Annotated in this window: 12 protein-coding genes; 4 read left to right on the top strand and 8 right to left on the bottom strand. The window is 59.2% G+C overall.

The window, feature by feature from the left end; translation table 11 throughout:
• Nucleotides 1-3: 3 nt before the first annotated feature.
• The 5 genes from hisC to mtnA all read right to left on the bottom strand — a co-directional run bounded on the left by hisC (nt 4) and on the right by mtnA (nt 7,669).
• Complete coding sequence (gene hisC / locus BFC21_RS01075; RefSeq protein WP_088379437.1) at nt 4-1,116, bottom strand: histidinol-phosphate transaminase; 1,113 nt, start codon at nt 1,114-1,116, stop codon at nt 4-6.
• Nucleotides 1,117-1,127: 11 nt separating this feature from the next.
• The gene (gene pheA / locus BFC21_RS01070) at nt 1,128-2,222 is read right to left on the bottom strand and encodes a prephenate dehydratase (protein ID WP_016780245.1); all 1,095 of its coding nucleotides are present in this window, start codon (nt 2,220-2,222) and stop codon (nt 1,128-1,130) included.
• The gene (serC, locus tag BFC21_RS01065; protein WP_088379436.1) at nt 2,222-3,307 is read right to left on the bottom strand and encodes a 3-phosphoserine/phosphohydroxythreonine transaminase; all 1,086 of its coding nucleotides are present in this window, start codon (nt 3,305-3,307) and stop codon (nt 2,222-2,224) included. Before serC ends, pheA begins: the two co-directional genes overlap by 1 nt.
• Before the next feature lie 224 nt (nt 3,308-3,531).
• Complete coding sequence (gene gyrA / locus BFC21_RS01060) at nt 3,532-6,192, bottom strand: DNA gyrase subunit A (protein WP_088379435.1); 2,661 nt, start codon at nt 6,190-6,192, stop codon at nt 3,532-3,534.
• A gap of 400 nt (nt 6,193-6,592) precedes the next feature.
• A complete protein-coding gene (gene mtnA, locus BFC21_RS01055; RefSeq protein ID WP_095004133.1) occupies nt 6,593-7,669 on the bottom strand; it encodes an S-methyl-5-thioribose-1-phosphate isomerase in 1,077 nt (358 codons plus the stop codon).
• Nucleotides 7,670-7,776: 107 nt separating this feature from the next.
• Between mtnA and BFC21_RS01050 the strand changes: the two genes are divergently transcribed.
• The 4 genes from BFC21_RS01050 (at nt 7,777) to BFC21_RS01035 (ending at nt 11,320) form a co-directional block, all read left to right on the top strand.
• A complete protein-coding gene (locus BFC21_RS01050) occupies nt 7,777-9,108 on the top strand; it encodes a TRZ/ATZ family hydrolase (protein WP_120265517.1) in 1,332 nt (443 codons plus the stop codon).
• A 63-nt stretch (nt 9,109-9,171) separates the two neighbouring features.
• Nucleotides 9,172-9,870 (top strand): bifunctional 2-polyprenyl-6-hydroxyphenol methylase/3-demethylubiquinol 3-O-methyltransferase UbiG, encoded by a 699-nt coding sequence (gene ubiG, locus BFC21_RS01045; protein ID WP_016780240.1) that lies wholly within the window; start codon nt 9,172-9,174, stop codon nt 9,868-9,870.
• 3 nt (nt 9,871-9,873) lie between these two features.
• The gene (mupP, locus tag BFC21_RS01040) at nt 9,874-10,545 is read left to right on the top strand and encodes an N-acetylmuramic acid 6-phosphate phosphatase MupP (protein ID WP_088379433.1); all 672 of its coding nucleotides are present in this window, start codon (nt 9,874-9,876) and stop codon (nt 10,543-10,545) included.
• Between the two features lie 34 nt (nt 10,546-10,579).
• Nucleotides 10,580-11,320 carry a YciK family oxidoreductase gene (locus BFC21_RS01035; protein WP_120265516.1) on the top strand — a complete coding sequence of 247 codons (741 nt, stop codon included), beginning with the start codon at nt 10,580-10,582 and terminating at the stop codon, nt 11,318-11,320.
• 72 nt (nt 11,321-11,392) lie between these two features.
• Here BFC21_RS01035 and BFC21_RS01030 read toward each other — a convergent pair whose 3' ends face one another.
• The 3 genes from BFC21_RS01030 to BFC21_RS01020 form a co-directional block, all read right to left on the bottom strand.
• The gene (locus tag BFC21_RS01030; protein ID WP_088379431.1) at nt 11,393-12,178 is read right to left on the bottom strand and encodes a TenA family transcriptional regulator; all 786 of its coding nucleotides are present in this window, start codon (nt 12,176-12,178) and stop codon (nt 11,393-11,395) included.
• Between the two features lie 45 nt (nt 12,179-12,223).
• Nucleotides 12,224-14,683, bottom strand: a complete 2,460-nt coding sequence (locus tag BFC21_RS01025; RefSeq protein WP_088379430.1) for an EAL domain-containing protein — start codon at nt 14,681-14,683, stop codon at nt 12,224-12,226.
• Between the two features lie 139 nt (nt 14,684-14,822).
• A complete protein-coding gene (locus BFC21_RS01020) occupies nt 14,823-16,604 on the bottom strand; it encodes an ABC transporter ATP-binding protein (RefSeq protein WP_371914967.1) in 1,782 nt (593 codons plus the stop codon).
• Nucleotides 16,605-16,616: the final 12 nt, after the last annotated feature.

The raw sequence follows: 16,616 nt of genomic DNA, 5'->3' as shown, positions 1-16,616 counted from the left end.
ACATCAACCACGGGCAAGAACCTTGGACAGCGCCTCAAGCAGACGGGTGTTTTCCGCCGGCAAACCAATTGTGATACGCAAATGGTTGGGCATGCCGTAGTTGGCCACCGGGCGCACGATCACACCTTCGCGCAGCAGCCCCTGATAGACGGGAGCCGCCACCTGACCGAGGTCCACCGCGATAAAGTTGCCCCGGGACGGAATCCAGCCCAGGCCCAACTGACGAAAACCATCCTGCAACTGCTGCATGCCGGCTTCGTTCAGGCGACGGCTTTGCGCCAGGTAATCGGTATCTTGCAGGGCCGCACAAGCTGCCGCCAGCGCCAGGCTGTTGACGTTGAATGGCTGGCGGACCCGGTTGAGCACATCGGCCACCACCGCCGTCGACAGCCCATAACCCACGCGCAACGCAGCCAGGCCATAGGCCTTGGAGAAGGTACGGGAAACCAGCAGGTTTGGATAAGCCGACAGGAACTCCAGGCCATCAGGCAGATCACCGCCCTCTGCGTACTCGATATAGGCTTCGTCCAGCACCACGAGCACATGCTCGGGCACATCCTGCAAAAATTCGTTCAGTGCATCGACACCAAACCAGGTACCGGTCGGGTTGTTCGGATTGGCAATAAAGACCACCCGGGTATCAGCATCGATGGCAGCCAGCATGGCAGGCAGGTCATGCCCCCAATCCCTGGCCGGCACGACGCGGGCCTGGGCACCTACCGCCTGGGTCACAATCGGATACACCGCAAATGCGTGCTCACTGAACACGGCATTCAGGCCAGGCGCCAGGTAGGCCCGGGCCACCAGCTCCAGGATGTCGTTGGAGCCATTGCCCAGGGTGACCTGGTCAAGCTCAACGCCACACTGCCCGGCCAACAGGCTTTTCAAGGCAAAACCATTGCCATCCGGGTAACGCGTCAATTCGGCCAGCTCGGCACGAATGGCCTCCAGCGCCTTGGGGCTGGCACCCAAAGGATTTTCATTGCTGGCCAGTTTGACGATGGTCGCCGGATCCAGATCCAGCTCACGCGCCAGTTCGTCCACAGGCTTGCCCGGGACATAAGGCGAAAGTTGTTGCACGCCCGGCTGCGCCAGGGCGAGGAAGTCACCGCTCATGTTTTATCGCCTCAGAGAACCGCTTTCGGGTAGGAACCCAATACTTTAAGCGCTACGGCTTCTTGACTGATCTGCTCCAGGACACTTTTGACCAGCGGGTCGCGGTGATGGCCAGCAAAGTCGATGAAAAACACATAGGTCCATTTACCGCTACGCGAAGGACGCGTCTCAATGCGCGTCAGATCGATACCATTCTCATGGAACGGCACCAGCAACTCATGCAGGGCACCCGGACGGTTGCTCATCGACACAATGATCGAAGTCTTGTCATCACCGGTAGGCGGCACTTCCTGGCTGCCAATCATCAAGAACCGCGTGGAGTTGTCCGGGCGATCTTCGATTTTTTCGGCCAGGCGCGTCAGACCATACAGGCCCGCAGCCATATCACCGGCAATGGCGGCAGAGTTCCACTCACCCTTGACCCGCTTGGCCGCTTCAGCATTGCTCGACACCGCAATGCGCTCGACATTCGGGTAATGCGCATCCAGCCATTTGCGGCACTGGGCCAGCGACTGCGCATGGGAGTAGATACGGCTGATGCTGTCTGTCTTGGTGTTTTCGCCGACCAGCAGGTGGTGGTGAATGCGCAGCTCAACTTCGCCGCAAATCACCATGTCATGCTCAAGGAAACTGTCGAGGGTGTGGTTGACTGCGCCTTCGGTGGAGTTTTCCACCGGCACCACGCCAAAATTCACCGCACCGGCAGCCACTTCACGGAACACTTCGTCAATCGCAGCCATAGGCTTGCTGATGACCGCATGGCCAAAGTGCTTCATGGCCGCAGCCTGGGTAAAGGTGCCTTCCGGGCCCAGATAAGCCACCTTCAACGGCTGCTCCAGCGCCAGGCACGAAGACATGATCTCGCGGAACAACCGCGCCATCTCTTCATTGCCCAGCGGGCCCTTGTTGCGTTCCATGACGCGCTTGAGCACCTGAGCCTCACGCTCAGGCCGGTAAAATACCGGCACTTCGCCCTCAGCCAGCGAAGCCATCTTGACCCGCGCCACTTCCTGGGCACAACGTGCCCGCTCGCTGATCAGCTCCAGGACTTTCTCGTCCAGGCTGTCGATACGCAGGCGCAGGGCCTTGAGTTCTTGCTCGGACATTAGCCGTGTTCCTTTTCGAACTCTGCCATGTAAGCCACCAGCGCATTGACTGCATTGATGTCCACGGCGTTATAGATCGAAGCGCGCATGCCGCCCACGGAGCGATGCCCCTTGAGGTTCAGCAGCCCGCGTGCTTCAGCACCGGCCAGGAATGGCTTGTCGAGACGATCGTCCGCCAAACGGAACGGTACGTTCATCCACGAGCGATCAGAGAGGTTGATCGGGTTGCTGTACAGCCCGCTGGCATCGATGAAGTCGTACAAAGTACGTTTTTTCACTTCATTGAGCTTGCCGATCGCCTCGACACCGCCCTGCTCTTTCAGCCATTCGAACACCAGACCCGACAGATACCAGGCCAGGGTCGGCGGCGTGTTGTACATCGAGCCGTTGTCGGCCGCGACCTTGTAGTCGAGCATGGTCGGACAGATCGAACGCGCACGGCCCAGCAGGTCTTCACGAATGATGTTGACCACGATGCCGCTTGGCCCGATGTTTTTCTGGGCGCCGGCGTAGATCATGCCGAAGCGGGATACATCGACCGGACGCGACAGGATGTCCGAAGACATGTCAGCAACCAACGGCACATCGCCGGTTTCCGGGATCCAGTTGAACTCCAGACCACCGATGGTTTCGTTTGGCGCGTAGTGAACGTAGGACGCGTCCTTGGACAGGTTCCACTCATTCTGACCAGGAATCGCGAAGTAATCGTAAGGCTTGGCCGTGGCTGCCACATTGACGTGACCGAAGCGCGAAGCCTCTTCAATAGCCTTCTGCGACCAGATACCGGTATCGATGTAATCCGCCGAGCCATTTTCAGGCAGCAGATTCAGTGGAATCTGGGCAAATTGCTGGCTGGCACCGCCTTGCAGAAACAGGACTTTGTAGTTCGAGGGAATAGACAGCAGGTCACGCAGATCCTGCTCAGCCTTGGTCGCAATGGACACGAACTCATCGCTGCGATGGCTCATTTCCATGACCGAGAGGCCCTTGCCATGCCAGTCGAGCAACTCGGACTGGGCACGCAACAGGACAGCTTCAGGTAGCGCAGCAGGACCTGCGCAGAAGTTATAGGCTCGTTTGCTCACTTCCACTCTCACTCTGATTTGGTGATCACGCAATAAATCAACACTCGACACGGTGCGCCTTGTGGAACCAGGCTCGCTCACGATACGGGCAGCAGGGTCTATTGATATACCGTGCCGATGCTATCGCGAGCAAGCCCGCTCCCACTGGGCCACGACGTGTCGCAAACTTTCATGCCGGACATACAACAAGGGGGCGAATTCTCATCCGCCCCCTGTGTGTCCGCTTATTCCTGCGGTTCTTCGTCAGCGCCAGCCTCTAGCGGCTGCTCGTCGTCGGCGCCATCGTGGATGGCCTCACCGTCGAACTCTGCACCGCCTTCGCCCTCACCTTCGAGCTCATCGCCTTCCACTTCCGAAGGCTCCTGGACCCGCTCAAGCCCTACCAGCGTTTCATCGCTGGCCAGCTTGATCAAGGTGACGCCCTGGGTGTTTCGACCCAGGCTCGACACTTCGTCGACCCGCGTACGCACCAGGGTGCCCTGATCCGAAATCAACATGATTTCTTCACCGTCCTGCACCTGAACCGCACCGACCAGACGACCGTTACGCTCGTTGCTGACCATGGCAATAACGCCCTGACCGCCACGCTTGTATTCAGGGAACTCGCTGATCGCCGTACGCTTGCCATAACCACGCGCCGAAGCGGTGAGGATCTGGCTGCCTTCTTCAGGGATCAGCATCGAAATCAGCTTCTGCCCTTCCGGCAGGCGCATGCCGCGCACACCACGGGCCGTACGACCCATTGCACGGACATCGGACTCCTTGAAGCGAGTCACCTTGCCACCATCGGAGAACAGCATGACTTCACGCTCGCCATCGGTGATCGCGGCGCTGATCAGTACGTCGCCTTCGTCCAGCTCCAGCGCGATCAAGCCTACGCTGCGCTGACGGCTGAAGGCTTCCAGCGGGGTCTTCTTCACGGTGCCGTTGGCGGTCGCCATAAAGATGAAGTGACCTTCGGTGTATTCCTCGACCGGCAGCATGGTGGTGATGTATTCACCCTCATCCAGCGGCAGCAGGTTCACCAGCGGACGACCACGGGCCGCACGCGACGCTTCAGGGATTTCATAGGTCTTGAGCCAGTACACCTTGCCCTTGCTGGAGAACAGCAGCAGCGTGGTGTGGCTATTGGCAACCAGCAGGTGAGCGATGTAGTCCTCATCCTTGACGCCAGTAGCCGATTTACCTTTACCGCCACGACGCTGGGCCTGGTACGCAGCCAATGGCTGGGTCTTGGCATAGCCACCGTGGGAAATGGTCACGACGCGCTCTTCTTCCGGGATCATGTCGCCCAGGGTCAGGTCAAGACGGTGATCAAGGATTTCGGTGCGGCGCACATCGCCGTATTCGGCACGAATGACTTCCAGTTCCTCACGGATCACTTCCATCAGGCGCACAGCGCTGTTGAGGATGCGGATCAGCTCACCGATCTGGTTGAGGATTTCCTGGTACTCGGCCAGCAGCTTCTCGTGCTCAAGACCGGTCAAACGGTGCAGACGCAACTCAAGGATGGCCTGGGCCTGTTCTGGCGACAGGAAGTACTTGCCGTCACGCATACCGTATTGCGGATCGAGGTTTTCCGGGCGGCACGAATCGGCACCGGCGCGCTCAACCATTGCCACTACCGCAGTCGACTCCCAAGGGGTGCTGATCAGCGCTTCCTTGGCTTCGGACGGGGTTGGCGAGGCCTTGATCAACGCGATCACCGGATCGATGTTGGACAGGGCAACGGCCTGGCCTTCAAGGATGTGGCCACGCTCACGGGCTTTGCGCAGTTCAAAAACGGTACGACGGGTAACCACTTCGCGACGGTGACGCACGAAGGCTTCCAGCAGATCCTTGAGGTTCAGGATGCGTGGGCGGCCATCGATCAACGCAACGATGTTGATACCGAAAACACTTTGCAGCTGGGTCTGGGCGTAAAGGTTATTGAGAATAACCTCCGGCACTTCACCGCGGCGCAGCTCGATCACTACGCGCATGCCGTCCTTGTCGGACTCGTCGCGCAGCTCGGTGATGCCTTCGAGCTTCTTCTCTTTAACCAGCTCGGCGATCTTTTCGATCAAACGCGCCTTGTTCAGCTGGTACGGCAGCTCGGTGATAACGATTTGCTGACGGCCACCGACCTTGTCGATGTCTTCGATCATCGAGCGGGCACGCATGTAAATGCGGCCACGACCGGTGCGATAGGCTTCGATGATGCCGGCACGACCGTTGATGATGGCTGCGGTCGGGAAGTCCGGGCCCGGGATGAACTGCATCAGTTCATCGATGCTCAGTTCCGGGTTGTCGATCAGCGCCAGGCAGCCGTCGATGACTTCGCCCAGGTTGTGCGGCGGAATGTTGGTGGCCATGCCCACGGCGATACCGCTGGAACCGTTGACCAGCAAGTTGGGAATGCGTGTCGGCATGACGGCCGGGATCATTTCCGTGCCGTCGTAGTTCGGCACCCAGTCCACGGTCTCTTTGTGCAAGTCGGCCAGCAACTCGTGGGCCAACTTGGTCATGCGCACTTCGGTGTATCGCATGGCCGCAGCGTTGTCGCCGTCGACCGAACCGAAGTTACCCTGACCGTCTACCAGCAGGTAGCGCAGGGAGAATGGCTGAGCCATTCGAACGATGGTGTCGTAAACAGCAGTGTCACCGTGCGGGTGATACTTACCGATAACGTCACCGACCACACGGGCAGATTTCTTGTACGGCTTGTTCCAGTCGTTGTTCAGTTCGCTCATCGCAAACAGCACACGCCTGTGCACGGGCTTCAAGCCATCGCGCGCATCAGGCAGTGCCCGCCCGACAATTACGCTCATTGCGTAGTCGAGGTAGGACTGTTTCAGCTCGTCTTCGATATTGACCGGGAGGATTTCTTTGGCCAGTTCGCCCATGAGAAGCCTGATTCCTTTTTCGGGTGAAACTTCGCCACATCCATTCGGGACGAACGAAGCTCGCCGCCGCTGGCCACGTGCCACGCAACGACTTACGACAAATCAACAAGTTATGTCACGGATTTGCGCAGTAAGGGCAACCCTTGCGGGCCACCCTGGAAACCGCCGAATGTTATCACAATCGCCGCCACGCACCTATCCCTCAGATGCGCATGGAGCGTAGTAATTGCGACGTTTGTCGGCGTGAAGGGGCTCAGAGGGACTCTGAAGGCGATTTGAAGGCAGAACACCCTCCGCTTCCGTAGTCGCTGCCGCAGGCTGCGAAGGGTTGCGCAGCAACCCGTTTTCTCGAAAACACTGCGCCCCCTTCGCAGCCTGCGGCAGCGACTACAAGTCCACCCTAGTGCAATCGCTTGCGACACATCAATTGCGCCATTTTTGCCGCGTCCGGGCGCTCGATCACGCCTTTCTCGGTAACGATAACGTCAATCAGGTCGGCCGGGGTCACGTCAAACACCGGGTTGAACGCCTGCACATCCGCACCCACGCGCTTGCCGCCCACTTCCAGCAGCTCACGGCCGTCACGTTCTTCAATCGGGATGTCATCGCCCGTGGCCAGATCCATGTCGATGGTCGAGCTGGGGGCCACCACCATAAAGCGCACACCGTGGTGCATGGCGTTGACCGCCAGCTGGTAGGTGCCAATCTTGTTCGCCACATCACCATTGGCGGTGATGCGGTCAGCCCCAACGATCACCCAGGTCACGCCCTTGGTTTTCATGATGTGCGCCGCTGCCGAATCAACATTGAGCACCACCGGGATGCCCTCATTGGCCAGCTCCCACGCAGTCAGCCGCGAGCCCTGCAGCCAGGGCCGGGTTTCGTCGGCATAGACCTGCTCGATCATGCCTTCAAGCCAGGCCGCACGAATCACCCCCAGCGCCGTACCAAACCCGCCCGTCGCCAGCGCGCCGGTATTGCAGTGGGTCAGCACGGCCTGGGCATTGCCCTGGTGACGGCGAATCACATCAACGCCCAGTTGGGCCATGGTCAGATTGGCTTCACGATCACTTTCATGGATGGCTACCGCTTCGGCCTCAAGCACCTGCAGCACATCGGCGCGGGTCCGGGAACGGGCGAGCCGGTCACGCATACGGTTCAATGCCCAAAACAGGTTTACTGCAGTCGGGCGCGAGTCCGCCAGCAGGGTAAAATCCCCTTCCAGCGCAGCCAGCCAGTCGCCGCCCGCCGCCTTGCGTGCACGCGCCGCCAGCACCACACCATAGGCCGCCGCAATACCAATTGCAGGCGCGCCACGCACGACCATATCGCGAATGGCCTGTGCAACACCGTCAACCCCGGTGTACGCCAGCCAGTTCTCTTCAAAAGGCAAAATGCGTTGATCCAGCAGATACAGGGCGTCGTCCCGCCAATCGATGGCCTTAACCTTTTCCGCAGCCAACAGTCGATCGCGCATGCCTTCCCCCATTACCTGGTAACAAAGCGGCCGATTATAGCGAGCCCACCCTCAAGACGCTCGGGTATACTTCGCCTCCTTTTATAACGCACTGGAATCAGTTTTCGATGCCGACCCCGACCACGACCCTGGACTTACTGCTGCTACCCACCTGGCTGGTACCTGTCGAGCCGGCCGGTGTCGTACTCAAGGATCACGGCGTTGGCATCCGCGACGGGCGCATTGTGTTTATCGGCCCGCGGGCTCAAGCGCTCAAGCTGGTTGCCACGCAAACCCGCGAACTGCCCGACATGCTGCTCAGCCCCGGGCTGATCAATGCCCACGGCCACGCCGCCATGACCCTGTTTCGCGGCATGGCCGACGACCTGCCACTGATGACCTGGCTGGAGCAGCATATCTGGCCGGCCGAGGCCAAGTGGGTCGATGAAGACTTCGTGCGCGACGGCACCAACCTGGCGATCGCCGAGCAAATCAAGGGCGGCATCACCTGCTTCAGCGACATGTATTTCTACCCGAAAGTCGCCAGTGAGTGCGTACACAACAGCGGCATTCGCGCCCAGATCGCCATTCCGATTCTCGATTTTCCGATTCCCGGGGCCAGCAACGCGGACGAGTCCTTGCGCCAGGCCGTCGAAATGTTCGCCGACCTCAAGTTTCACCCGCGAATCAAAATTGCTTTCGGCCCCCATGCGCCCTACACCGTAGGCGACGAAAACCTGGAAAAAATCCGGGTCATTGCAGACGAACTGGACGCCGCGATTCACATGCACGTTCATGAAACCGCTTTCGAGGTACACCAGGCAGTCGAGCAGAACGCCGAACGCCCTGTGGCCCGCCTCGCCCGCCTGGGCTTGCTCGGCCCGCGCTTTCAGGCCGTACACATGACCCAGATCAGCGATGACGACCTGGCCATGCTGGTAGAAAGCAACTCCAGCGTGATTCATTGCCCCGAATCCAATCTTAAACTGGCCAGCGGCTTCTGCCCGGTGGAGCGCCTGTGGCAGGCCGGGGTCAATGTGGCGGTGGGCACCGACGGTGCCGCCAGCAACAATGACCTCGACCTGCTTGGCGAAACCCGTACCGCCGCCTTGCTGGCCAAGGCCGTTGCAGGCTCGGCCACCGCGCTGGATGCCCACCGCGCACTGCGCATGGCCACCCTCAATGGCGCGCGCGCCCTGGGCATTGAAAGCGACACCGGCTCGATCGAAATCGGCAAGGCCGCAGACCTGGTCGCCTTTAACCTCAGCGGCCTGGCCCAGCAACCGGTCTACGATCCGGTTTCGCAACTGATCTACGCCACAGGCCGCGATTGCGTGAAACACCTGTGGGTGGGCGGTAAGCAACTGCTTGATGATCGCCGCCTGACCCGCCTGGACGAGCAGCAACTCTGCGCAACCGCAAGGGCCTGGGGCGAACGCATAAGCGGCCATACTCATTGATTCAGTCCCTTCGGGCCCATGCCCGAAGCTTTACCAGATTATTCAGCTTTAGAGGATTTACCCATGAGCAACGTTGACCACGCCGAGATCGCCAAATTCGAAGCGCTAGCCCATCGCTGGTGGGACCGTGAAAGCGAGTTCAAGCCGCTGCACGATATCAACCCGCTGCGCGTCAACTGGATTGACGAGCGCGTGCAACTGGCCGGAAAAAAAGTGCTCGATGTAGGGTGTGGCGGCGGTATTCTCAGCGAGTCGATGGCTCAGCGCGGCGCAACCGTCATGGGCATCGACATGGGCGAAGCCCCGCTGGCCGTGGCGCAACTGCATCAGCTTGAGTCTGGCGTCAGTGTTGAATACCGCCAGATCACCGCCGAAGAACTGGCAGAAGAAATGCCCGGCCAGTTCGATGTGGTCACTTGCCTGGAAATGCTCGAGCACGTGCCTGACCCGTCGTCGGTGATTCGCGCCTGCTACAAGATGGTCAAGCCAGGTGGCCAGGTGTTCTTCTCGACCATCAACCGCAACCCCAAGTCCTACCTGTTCGCGATCATCGGCGCGGAATACATCATGAAGCTGATCCCCCGCGGGACCCACGACTTCAAGAAGTTCATCCGCCCTTCCGAACTGGGTGCCTGGAGCCGCCAAGCGGGCCTGAGCGTCAAGGACATCATCGGCCTGACCTACAACCCGCTGACCAAGCACTACAAGCTGGCTGCCGATGTTGACGTCAACTACATGATCCAGACCCTTCGCGAGGAGTAATACATGCGTTTAAGAGCAGTTCTTTTTGACATGGACGGCACCCTGCTCGACACCGCGCCGGACTTTATTGCCATTTGCCAGGCGATGCGCGCCGATCGTGACCTGCCGCCCGTCGCTGACAAACTGATCCGCGACGAAATTTCCGGCGGTGCCCGCGCAATGGTCGCCGCGACCTTCAGCATGGACCCAGAGGCACCTGGCTTCGAAGAACTGCGCCAGGAGTTTCTGGAACGTTATCAGCGTGATTGCGCGGTACACACCAAGTTGTTTGACGGCATGGAAGAGCTGCTGGCCGATATCGAGAAAGCGCATCTGGTATGGGGCGTGGTCACCAACAAGCCGGTGCGTTTTGCCCAGCCGATCATGGAGCGCCTGGGCCTGGCCGAGCGTTCGGCGCTGCTGATCTGCCCCGACCACGTCAAAAACAGCAAACCGGACCCTGAGCCACTGATCCTGGCCTGCAAAATGCTCGACCTGGACCCGGCCAGCGTGCTGTTTGTGGGCGACGACTTGCGCGACATCGAGTCCGGGCGCGATGCCGGGACCAAAACCGCCGCCGTGCGCTTTGGCTATATCCACCCTGACGACAACCCGGATCATTGGGGGGCCGACGTAGTCGTCGACCACCCGGGCGAATTGCGCAAGGTGCTGGATAACGCGATGTGCAGTTGCTGAGTCGCGCACGATCACCGATTTTGTAGAGGTTTTTATGTTTGATTATTCCGCCCGCCCCAACCTGCTTGAAGGCCGGGTCATCCTGGTCACCGGTGCCGGTCGCGGCATCGGCGCCGCAGCCGCCAAAACCTACGCCGCACACGGTGCAACCGTGCTGCTGCTGGGCAAGACCGAAGCCAACCTGAGCCAGGTCTACGACGATATCGAGGCCGCGGGTCACCCGCAGCCGGTGGTCATTCCGTTCAACCTCGAAACCGCCCAGCCCCATCAGTACGACGAGCTGGCCGCGATGATCGAGACCGAATTCGGCCATCTGGACGGGCTGCTGCACAATGCCTCGATCATTGGCCCGCGCACGCCGCTGGAACAGCTCTCGGGCGAGAGCTTCATGCGCGTGATGCACATCAACGTCAACGCCACGTTCATGCTCACCAGCACCCTGCTGCCGCTGCTCAAGCTGTCGCAGGACGCCTCGGTGATCTTCACGTCCAGCAGTGTCGGACGCAAAGGCCGGGCCTACTGGGGCGCCTATGGCGTCTCCAAGTTCGCCACCGAAGGCTTGATGCAAACCCTGGCTGACGAAGTTGAAGGCGTGGCCCCGGTACGCGCCAACAGCCTCAACCCCGGCGCTACCCGCACCAGCATGCGCGCCTTGGCGTATCCGGGCGAAAACCCCGAGAGCAACCCGCAGCCACACGAGATCATGCCGGTCTATCTGTACCTGATGGGCCCGGACAGCACCGGAATCAACGGCCAGGCGTTCAACGCGCAGTAACAGGGCCGCACACAAAAAACCGCGGGCTGCCAGTGAGGCCGCCCGCGGTTTTTTTATGCCCTAAAACACTGTTCAGCTCTCAACCAGCTCCCGATGCTCACGCACCACGGCGGCCTTGTCGAACAGCAGGCAACTCTGCAGAAACAGGTACATATAGTCATAGCTCTTGCAGATGGCCTTGCGCAGTTCAGTGATCTGCACCTGGCTGGGGTTCATGCCGACCAGGGTGCAGACAATTTCCAGCGCCTCCCAGGGATGCTCGTCATCATACTGGGCATGCATCTTCAGCCATTTCATCGCGCGCTTGCGCTCATCAACCGCAAACGATTCTTCATAGACATCGGTTGAGCAGACAATCGCGGCCCATTCACCCACAGCGCCCTCGATGGCGTAGTTGGTGGCCGCCATTGCCACGGCCAGCGAATCCTTGGAGCAACTGTGCCAGCACCAGTCATTCAGCGCCTGAAACTCGGCAGGCAGGTCCTGGGCATTGAGGTCTTCAAGGCTCACCCCGTGCGCCCGCGCCCAGTTGACCCAATAATCGGCATGGTTGAGCTCGACCCGGATATTGCGAATCAACCAGCGGCGGGCCATGTCTTCGCCCGGGTGACGCCCGTAGCGGGTCTTGCCCAGGTTATGCCCCATATACAGCGAAAACTGCTCGACCACCGGCCAGCCACCCACAAGAAACATGCGCATGGCCCGGGGGCTCAAGGTGTTGTCACGCATGCGCTTGTAGATCTCGTGCTTGACTGCACGCCGCTTGCTTTCGCTACAGTCCCGAATCAACTGCTGGGCCCACTGGGGGTAACTGGTTTCCTCCATAAGAGGCCCTGTTCGGTCGAAGACTTCACTCACAATCCAAATCCTTTTTGATAATAGACTTTAGAAATGTAGAACAGATCAACGCAATGTGCCCGGTGACTTCAATGTCAACGCCCGGGCGCGCTGGGGGCGCTGCAGCAAACTGTCAAAGGTGAACAACTGTGGGCGTTGCACAATATAGCCCTGGGCATAATCAACGCCGATTTCAATCAAGGCCTGTTCAATCTGCGTGCTTTCAACAAATTCGGCAATGGTACGTTTGCCCATGACATGGCCAATATGATTAATCACTTCAACCATCGCCCGGTTGATAGGGTCGTCCAGCATGTCCTTGACGAAACTGCCGTCGATCTTCAAAAAGTCGACGGGCAGATGTTTCAAATAGGCAAATGAGGACATCCCCGCGCAAAAATCATCCAGCGAAAAGTGACAACCCAAGGTTTTCAGTTCATTGATAAAGCGGATGGCATTGCCCAGGTTGGCAATGGCGCTGGTTTCGGTAATTTCAAAACAAATCAGTTTTGGCGACACGCCGTAACAGTCAAATTGTTCATGCAAAAACGCCAGGAAGTCATCATCGCCAATGGTGGAACCAGACAGGTTGATGGCACACATAGCCATTGGCCGCCCACCCGCCTGGGCTGAACACTCAGCAATGATCTTGAATACATTTTCCACCACCCAGCGGTCTATCGAACTCATCAGGCCATAACGTTCTGCCGCAGGAATAAAACTGTCAGGGAACACGATACGGCCATTTTCATCCTGCAGGCGCAACAGAATCTCGATATGCCCGCCCCCGTCCTGCACAGGCCCCAGGGGGGTGATTTCCTGGGCATACAGGCTGAAGCGGTTTTCTTCCAGGGCGACATGCAAGCGCTGCACCCAAGCCATTTCACCAAAGCGCAGTGACAGCTCGGTGTCATCCACATGGTAAACCTGCACCCGGTTACGGCCCTTTTCCTTGGCCATATAGCAGGCCATGTCTGCCGCCCGCATCAGGGATTCAAGGGTCACCGGGGCTTGATGGATATGCACCAGGCCAATGCTGATGGTGCTCATGAACGGGCGCCCCTTCCAGGCAAAATGCAGGCTTTGCACCGCCTGGCGCAGGCCGCCGGCGATTTTTTCCGCCATCTCCACCGGGCAGTTTTCCAGCAGGATGCCGAACTCATCGCCCCCCAGCCGGGCCAGGGTGTCGCCTTCACGCAAGCCGGTGCGCAGCAACACGCAAATATGCCGTAACAGCTCATCACCTGCCGCATGGCCGCAGGTGTCATTGACCAGCTTGAACTGGTCCAGATCAAGAAACATCAGGGCATGCCGGCCTTGCTGGCGGCCCAGGTTCTTGAGCACCAGCTCCAGGCGGTATTCGAACTCACGACGGTTGGCCAGCCCGGTCAGCGCATCATGGGTCGCCTGCCAGGACAAATTGGCGATGTACTGGCGCTCCTGGGTCATGTCATGCAGCACCAGTACTGCGCCGCTCACTTCCCCGGCATGAAGGATCGGAGCGCCCACCAGGGTAACCGCGACCGTACTGCCATCCATGCGCTGGATCTGCCTGGAGTGCTCGCGATTGTTGTTCAACTGGCCGTCGAGGATGCGCTCAACCAGCCCGGGGCCTTCGTCCTGGTCATTGTCGTCGAGCAGTTTGAACAACGCCGCCAGGGTCACGCCCTGTGCCTGTTCGGCCTTCCATTGGGTCAATTGCTCGGCCGCCGGGTTCATGTAGGCAATTGCACCATTCACGTCAGTGGTGATAACACCGTCGCCAATCGACGCCAGGGTGACTTGCGCCCGCTCCTTCTCCAGTTGCAGCGCCTCGGCAAAGGCACGGCTCTGCTTGAGCACTTTATGTGTACGCTTGAGTACCAGCAGGATCAGCGCCAGCGCCGTGGCCAGGTTGATGACCACCAGCAACCGCCAGATAAAGCGCGAGCCTTCACCCAGGGCGTCGCTGAAGGCTTTGGCGGAAGGCGCAATGCCCTCATTGATAGCGAAAATTTCGTTTTCCCAGCGCTGGGAGTCCGCCACTGTGGCCTTTCCGGAAATGATGGCCCGATGCATCTCCTCGGCCAGATTGTCGAGCTTGACCAGGTAGGCATCACCAATGGCCCACTTCTCAATGGCAGTTTCCATATAACTGACATGACGGAAGTAGCGATAGAACCAGATGATGCTTGAGGCATCCTCGGCACTGTTGCCGCCCTGCAGGATGCCTTCGCGGGCTGCAACTTCATTGGGCGGTGATTCATCCATCGCCAGGCGCAACTTGTGGTCACCCCGCGGGACACTGATGGCCTGTTTATATTTTTCGTAATACACCGGGTCATGGGTATCGGAATACAGGTAGAGAAAGTAGATGGCGTCCTTCTGACCCTTGGACCATAAACTCTCGCCGCCCACATAACTGCGCACGGCTGAAAGCATATACAGACTCACACACCCCAATAACGCCTGGAACAGCACGACCGCAATAAAAGGCCAAACAATGCCCAATAAGCGTGGTGTACCAAGGGGGCGTTTAGATTTCATGAGTTCCCTTTGCTTCATGGAGTCAAATGAAAACCAGAGAGAAAATCTCACTACAGCTCAGCCTAGGCCAATTTTCAAAGATTTGAGCAATGCCTGTTGCCCGAAATATTCAAAAGCCCCGCAAAGGCAACTCCCCACCTCAGGTTTGTTGCAAGTGCCCGTAGAGCCTTGCGTATAGCCCGCCCTCTGCAATCAACTGCTGGTGATCGCCGTCTTCGGCAATACGGCCACCATCAAATACCAGCACCCGGTCTGCCTGTTTTACCGCAGACAAGCGATGGGCAATGATTAAAGTTGTTCGCCCGCTCAAGAATTTACCCAAAGCGTGATGCAGGTTGTATTCGGTGGCGGCATCCAGGGCACTGGTGGCCTCGTCGAGGATCACCACCTTGGGTTCGGCCAGGACCATGCGCGCAATCGCCAGGCGCTGACGCTGACCACCGGACAAACGCACCCCTGAACGCCCCACGATGCTGTCCAGGCCCTGGGGCAGCGCCGCGATGGTGCCATCGAGCTGGGCGATTTGCAGGGCCTGCCAGCACGCGTCATCGGTTCGCTCACGGCCCATGGTCAGGTTGGCACGCACGGTGTCGTTGAACAGCGCCGGGTGCTGCAACACCACCGCCACATGCTCACGGATGGTTTGCAGGCCGATCTCGGGCTGGCTCTCGCCGGCAAAGTGGATGCTGCCCGACTGCGGCGTGTACAAGCCCAGCAGCAATTGCACCAGGGTGCTTTTGCCGCCGCCGCTGGTGCCGACAATGGCCACCTTCTCACCCGGGGCAATGGTCAGGTTGAGGTGATCGAGAACCTTTTCATCGCCATAGCTGAAGCTCAGGTCGCGCACTTCGATACCGACCGTCTGTCGCCCCGCAAACGGGTTGGCACCCCCGGGGTATTGCGGCTCGTCGTTGCGTGCCAGCAGTTGGTTGATGCGGGTAACCGCGCCATCGGCGGCATAGTAGGCATATTGCAAATTGAGCAATTGCTCAACCGGGCCGATCATGAACCACAGGTAACTGAACACAGCGAGCATCTGCCCGATCGACAGGTCCGAAAACAACACCGTCAGCATCGCCGCAGCGCGAAAGATGTCGATACCGAACTGGAACAACAGGCCGCTGGCACGATTGGATGCATCGCTTTTCCATTGCGACGCCACGGCAAAGTCCCGCACTTCCCGCGCCCGCAACCCCAGGCGCCCGAGGAAAAAGCCCTGGCGGTTACCGGCCCGCACTTCCTGAATCGAGTCCAGGGTCTCGGTCAGGGCCTGGGTAAAGCGTGCGGTGCTGTCGTTTTCAAGCTTCTTCAGATGCTTGACCCGCTTGCCCAACTGCACCGTGGCGTAGATCACCAGCGGGTTGAACAGCAAAATCAACAGAGCCAGTTGCCAGTGCATCCACAGCAAGATGGCCGAGGTGCCCACCAGCGTCAGCATCGCCACCAGGAACCGGCTCAGGGTTTCGCCAACAAACTTGTCGAGGGTATCGAGATCGGTCACCAGATGGGTAGTCACCGTGCCACTACCCAGGCTTTCGTACTCGGACAGTGAAATGCGCTTGAGGCGTTCGATCAGGCGCAGGCGGATACGAAACACGATGTCCTTGGCCAGGCGCGAAAACAACCGCGCCTGCAGCACGTTGAACAGCAACGCGCCGCAGCGCAGCAATAAGGTGATCACCAGCATCAGGCCGATATAGCCTGCAGCACTGTGCCAAGCGGTCGGCAACCAGTGATTCATGACTTTAAGCGCCGCATCACCGTTGCCCAGCAGCACCTCATCCACCAGCAAGGGCAGCAGCAAGGGGATGGGCACGCTGCACAGGGTCGCCAGCACGGCCACGCCGTTGGCGATCCACAGGGCTTTTTTATGGCGCAGGGCCAGGCGACGGATTTCAGCCCAGGTCAGGCGATCGGGCACCGGGGATACAGG

The sequence above is a fragment of the Pseudomonas sp. TMW 2.1634 genome (genome assembly GCF_001703595.1).
Lineage (GTDB): Bacteria > Pseudomonadota > Gammaproteobacteria > Pseudomonadales > Pseudomonadaceae > Aquipseudomonas > Aquipseudomonas fragi.
Note: the sequence above shows the minus strand (reverse complement) of the source record. Positions and strands in the feature narration are given on the sequence as shown.

What these genes read in the sequence shown, in the direction of transcription:
- hisC (WP_088379437.1), bottom strand. Translation starts at nt 1,116, where the DNA reads ATGAGCGGTGACTTCCTCGCCCTGGCGCAGCCGGGCGTGCAACAACTT.
- pheA (WP_016780245.1), bottom strand. Translation starts at nt 2,222, where the DNA reads ATGTCCGAGCAAGAACTCAAGGCCCTGCGCCTGCGTATCGACAGCCTG.
- gyrA (WP_088379435.1), bottom strand. Translation starts at nt 6,192, where the DNA reads ATGGGCGAACTGGCCAAAGAAATCCTCCCGGTCAATATCGAAGACGAG.
- mtnA (WP_095004133.1), bottom strand. Translation starts at nt 7,669, where the DNA reads ATGCGCGATCGACTGTTGGCTGCGGAAAAGGTTAAGGCCATCGATTGG.
- BFC21_RS01050 (WP_120265517.1), top strand. Translation starts at nt 7,777, where the DNA reads ATGCCGACCCCGACCACGACCCTGGACTTACTGCTGCTACCCACCTGG.
- ubiG (WP_016780240.1), top strand. Translation starts at nt 9,172, where the DNA reads ATGAGCAACGTTGACCACGCCGAGATCGCCAAATTCGAAGCGCTAGCC.
- mupP (WP_088379433.1), top strand. Translation starts at nt 9,874, where the DNA reads ATGCGTTTAAGAGCAGTTCTTTTTGACATGGACGGCACCCTGCTCGAC.
- BFC21_RS01035 (WP_120265516.1), top strand. Translation starts at nt 10,580, where the DNA reads ATGTTTGATTATTCCGCCCGCCCCAACCTGCTTGAAGGCCGGGTCATC.
- BFC21_RS01025 (WP_088379430.1), bottom strand. Translation starts at nt 14,683, where the DNA reads ATGAAATCTAAACGCCCCCTTGGTACACCACGCTTATTGGGCATTGTT.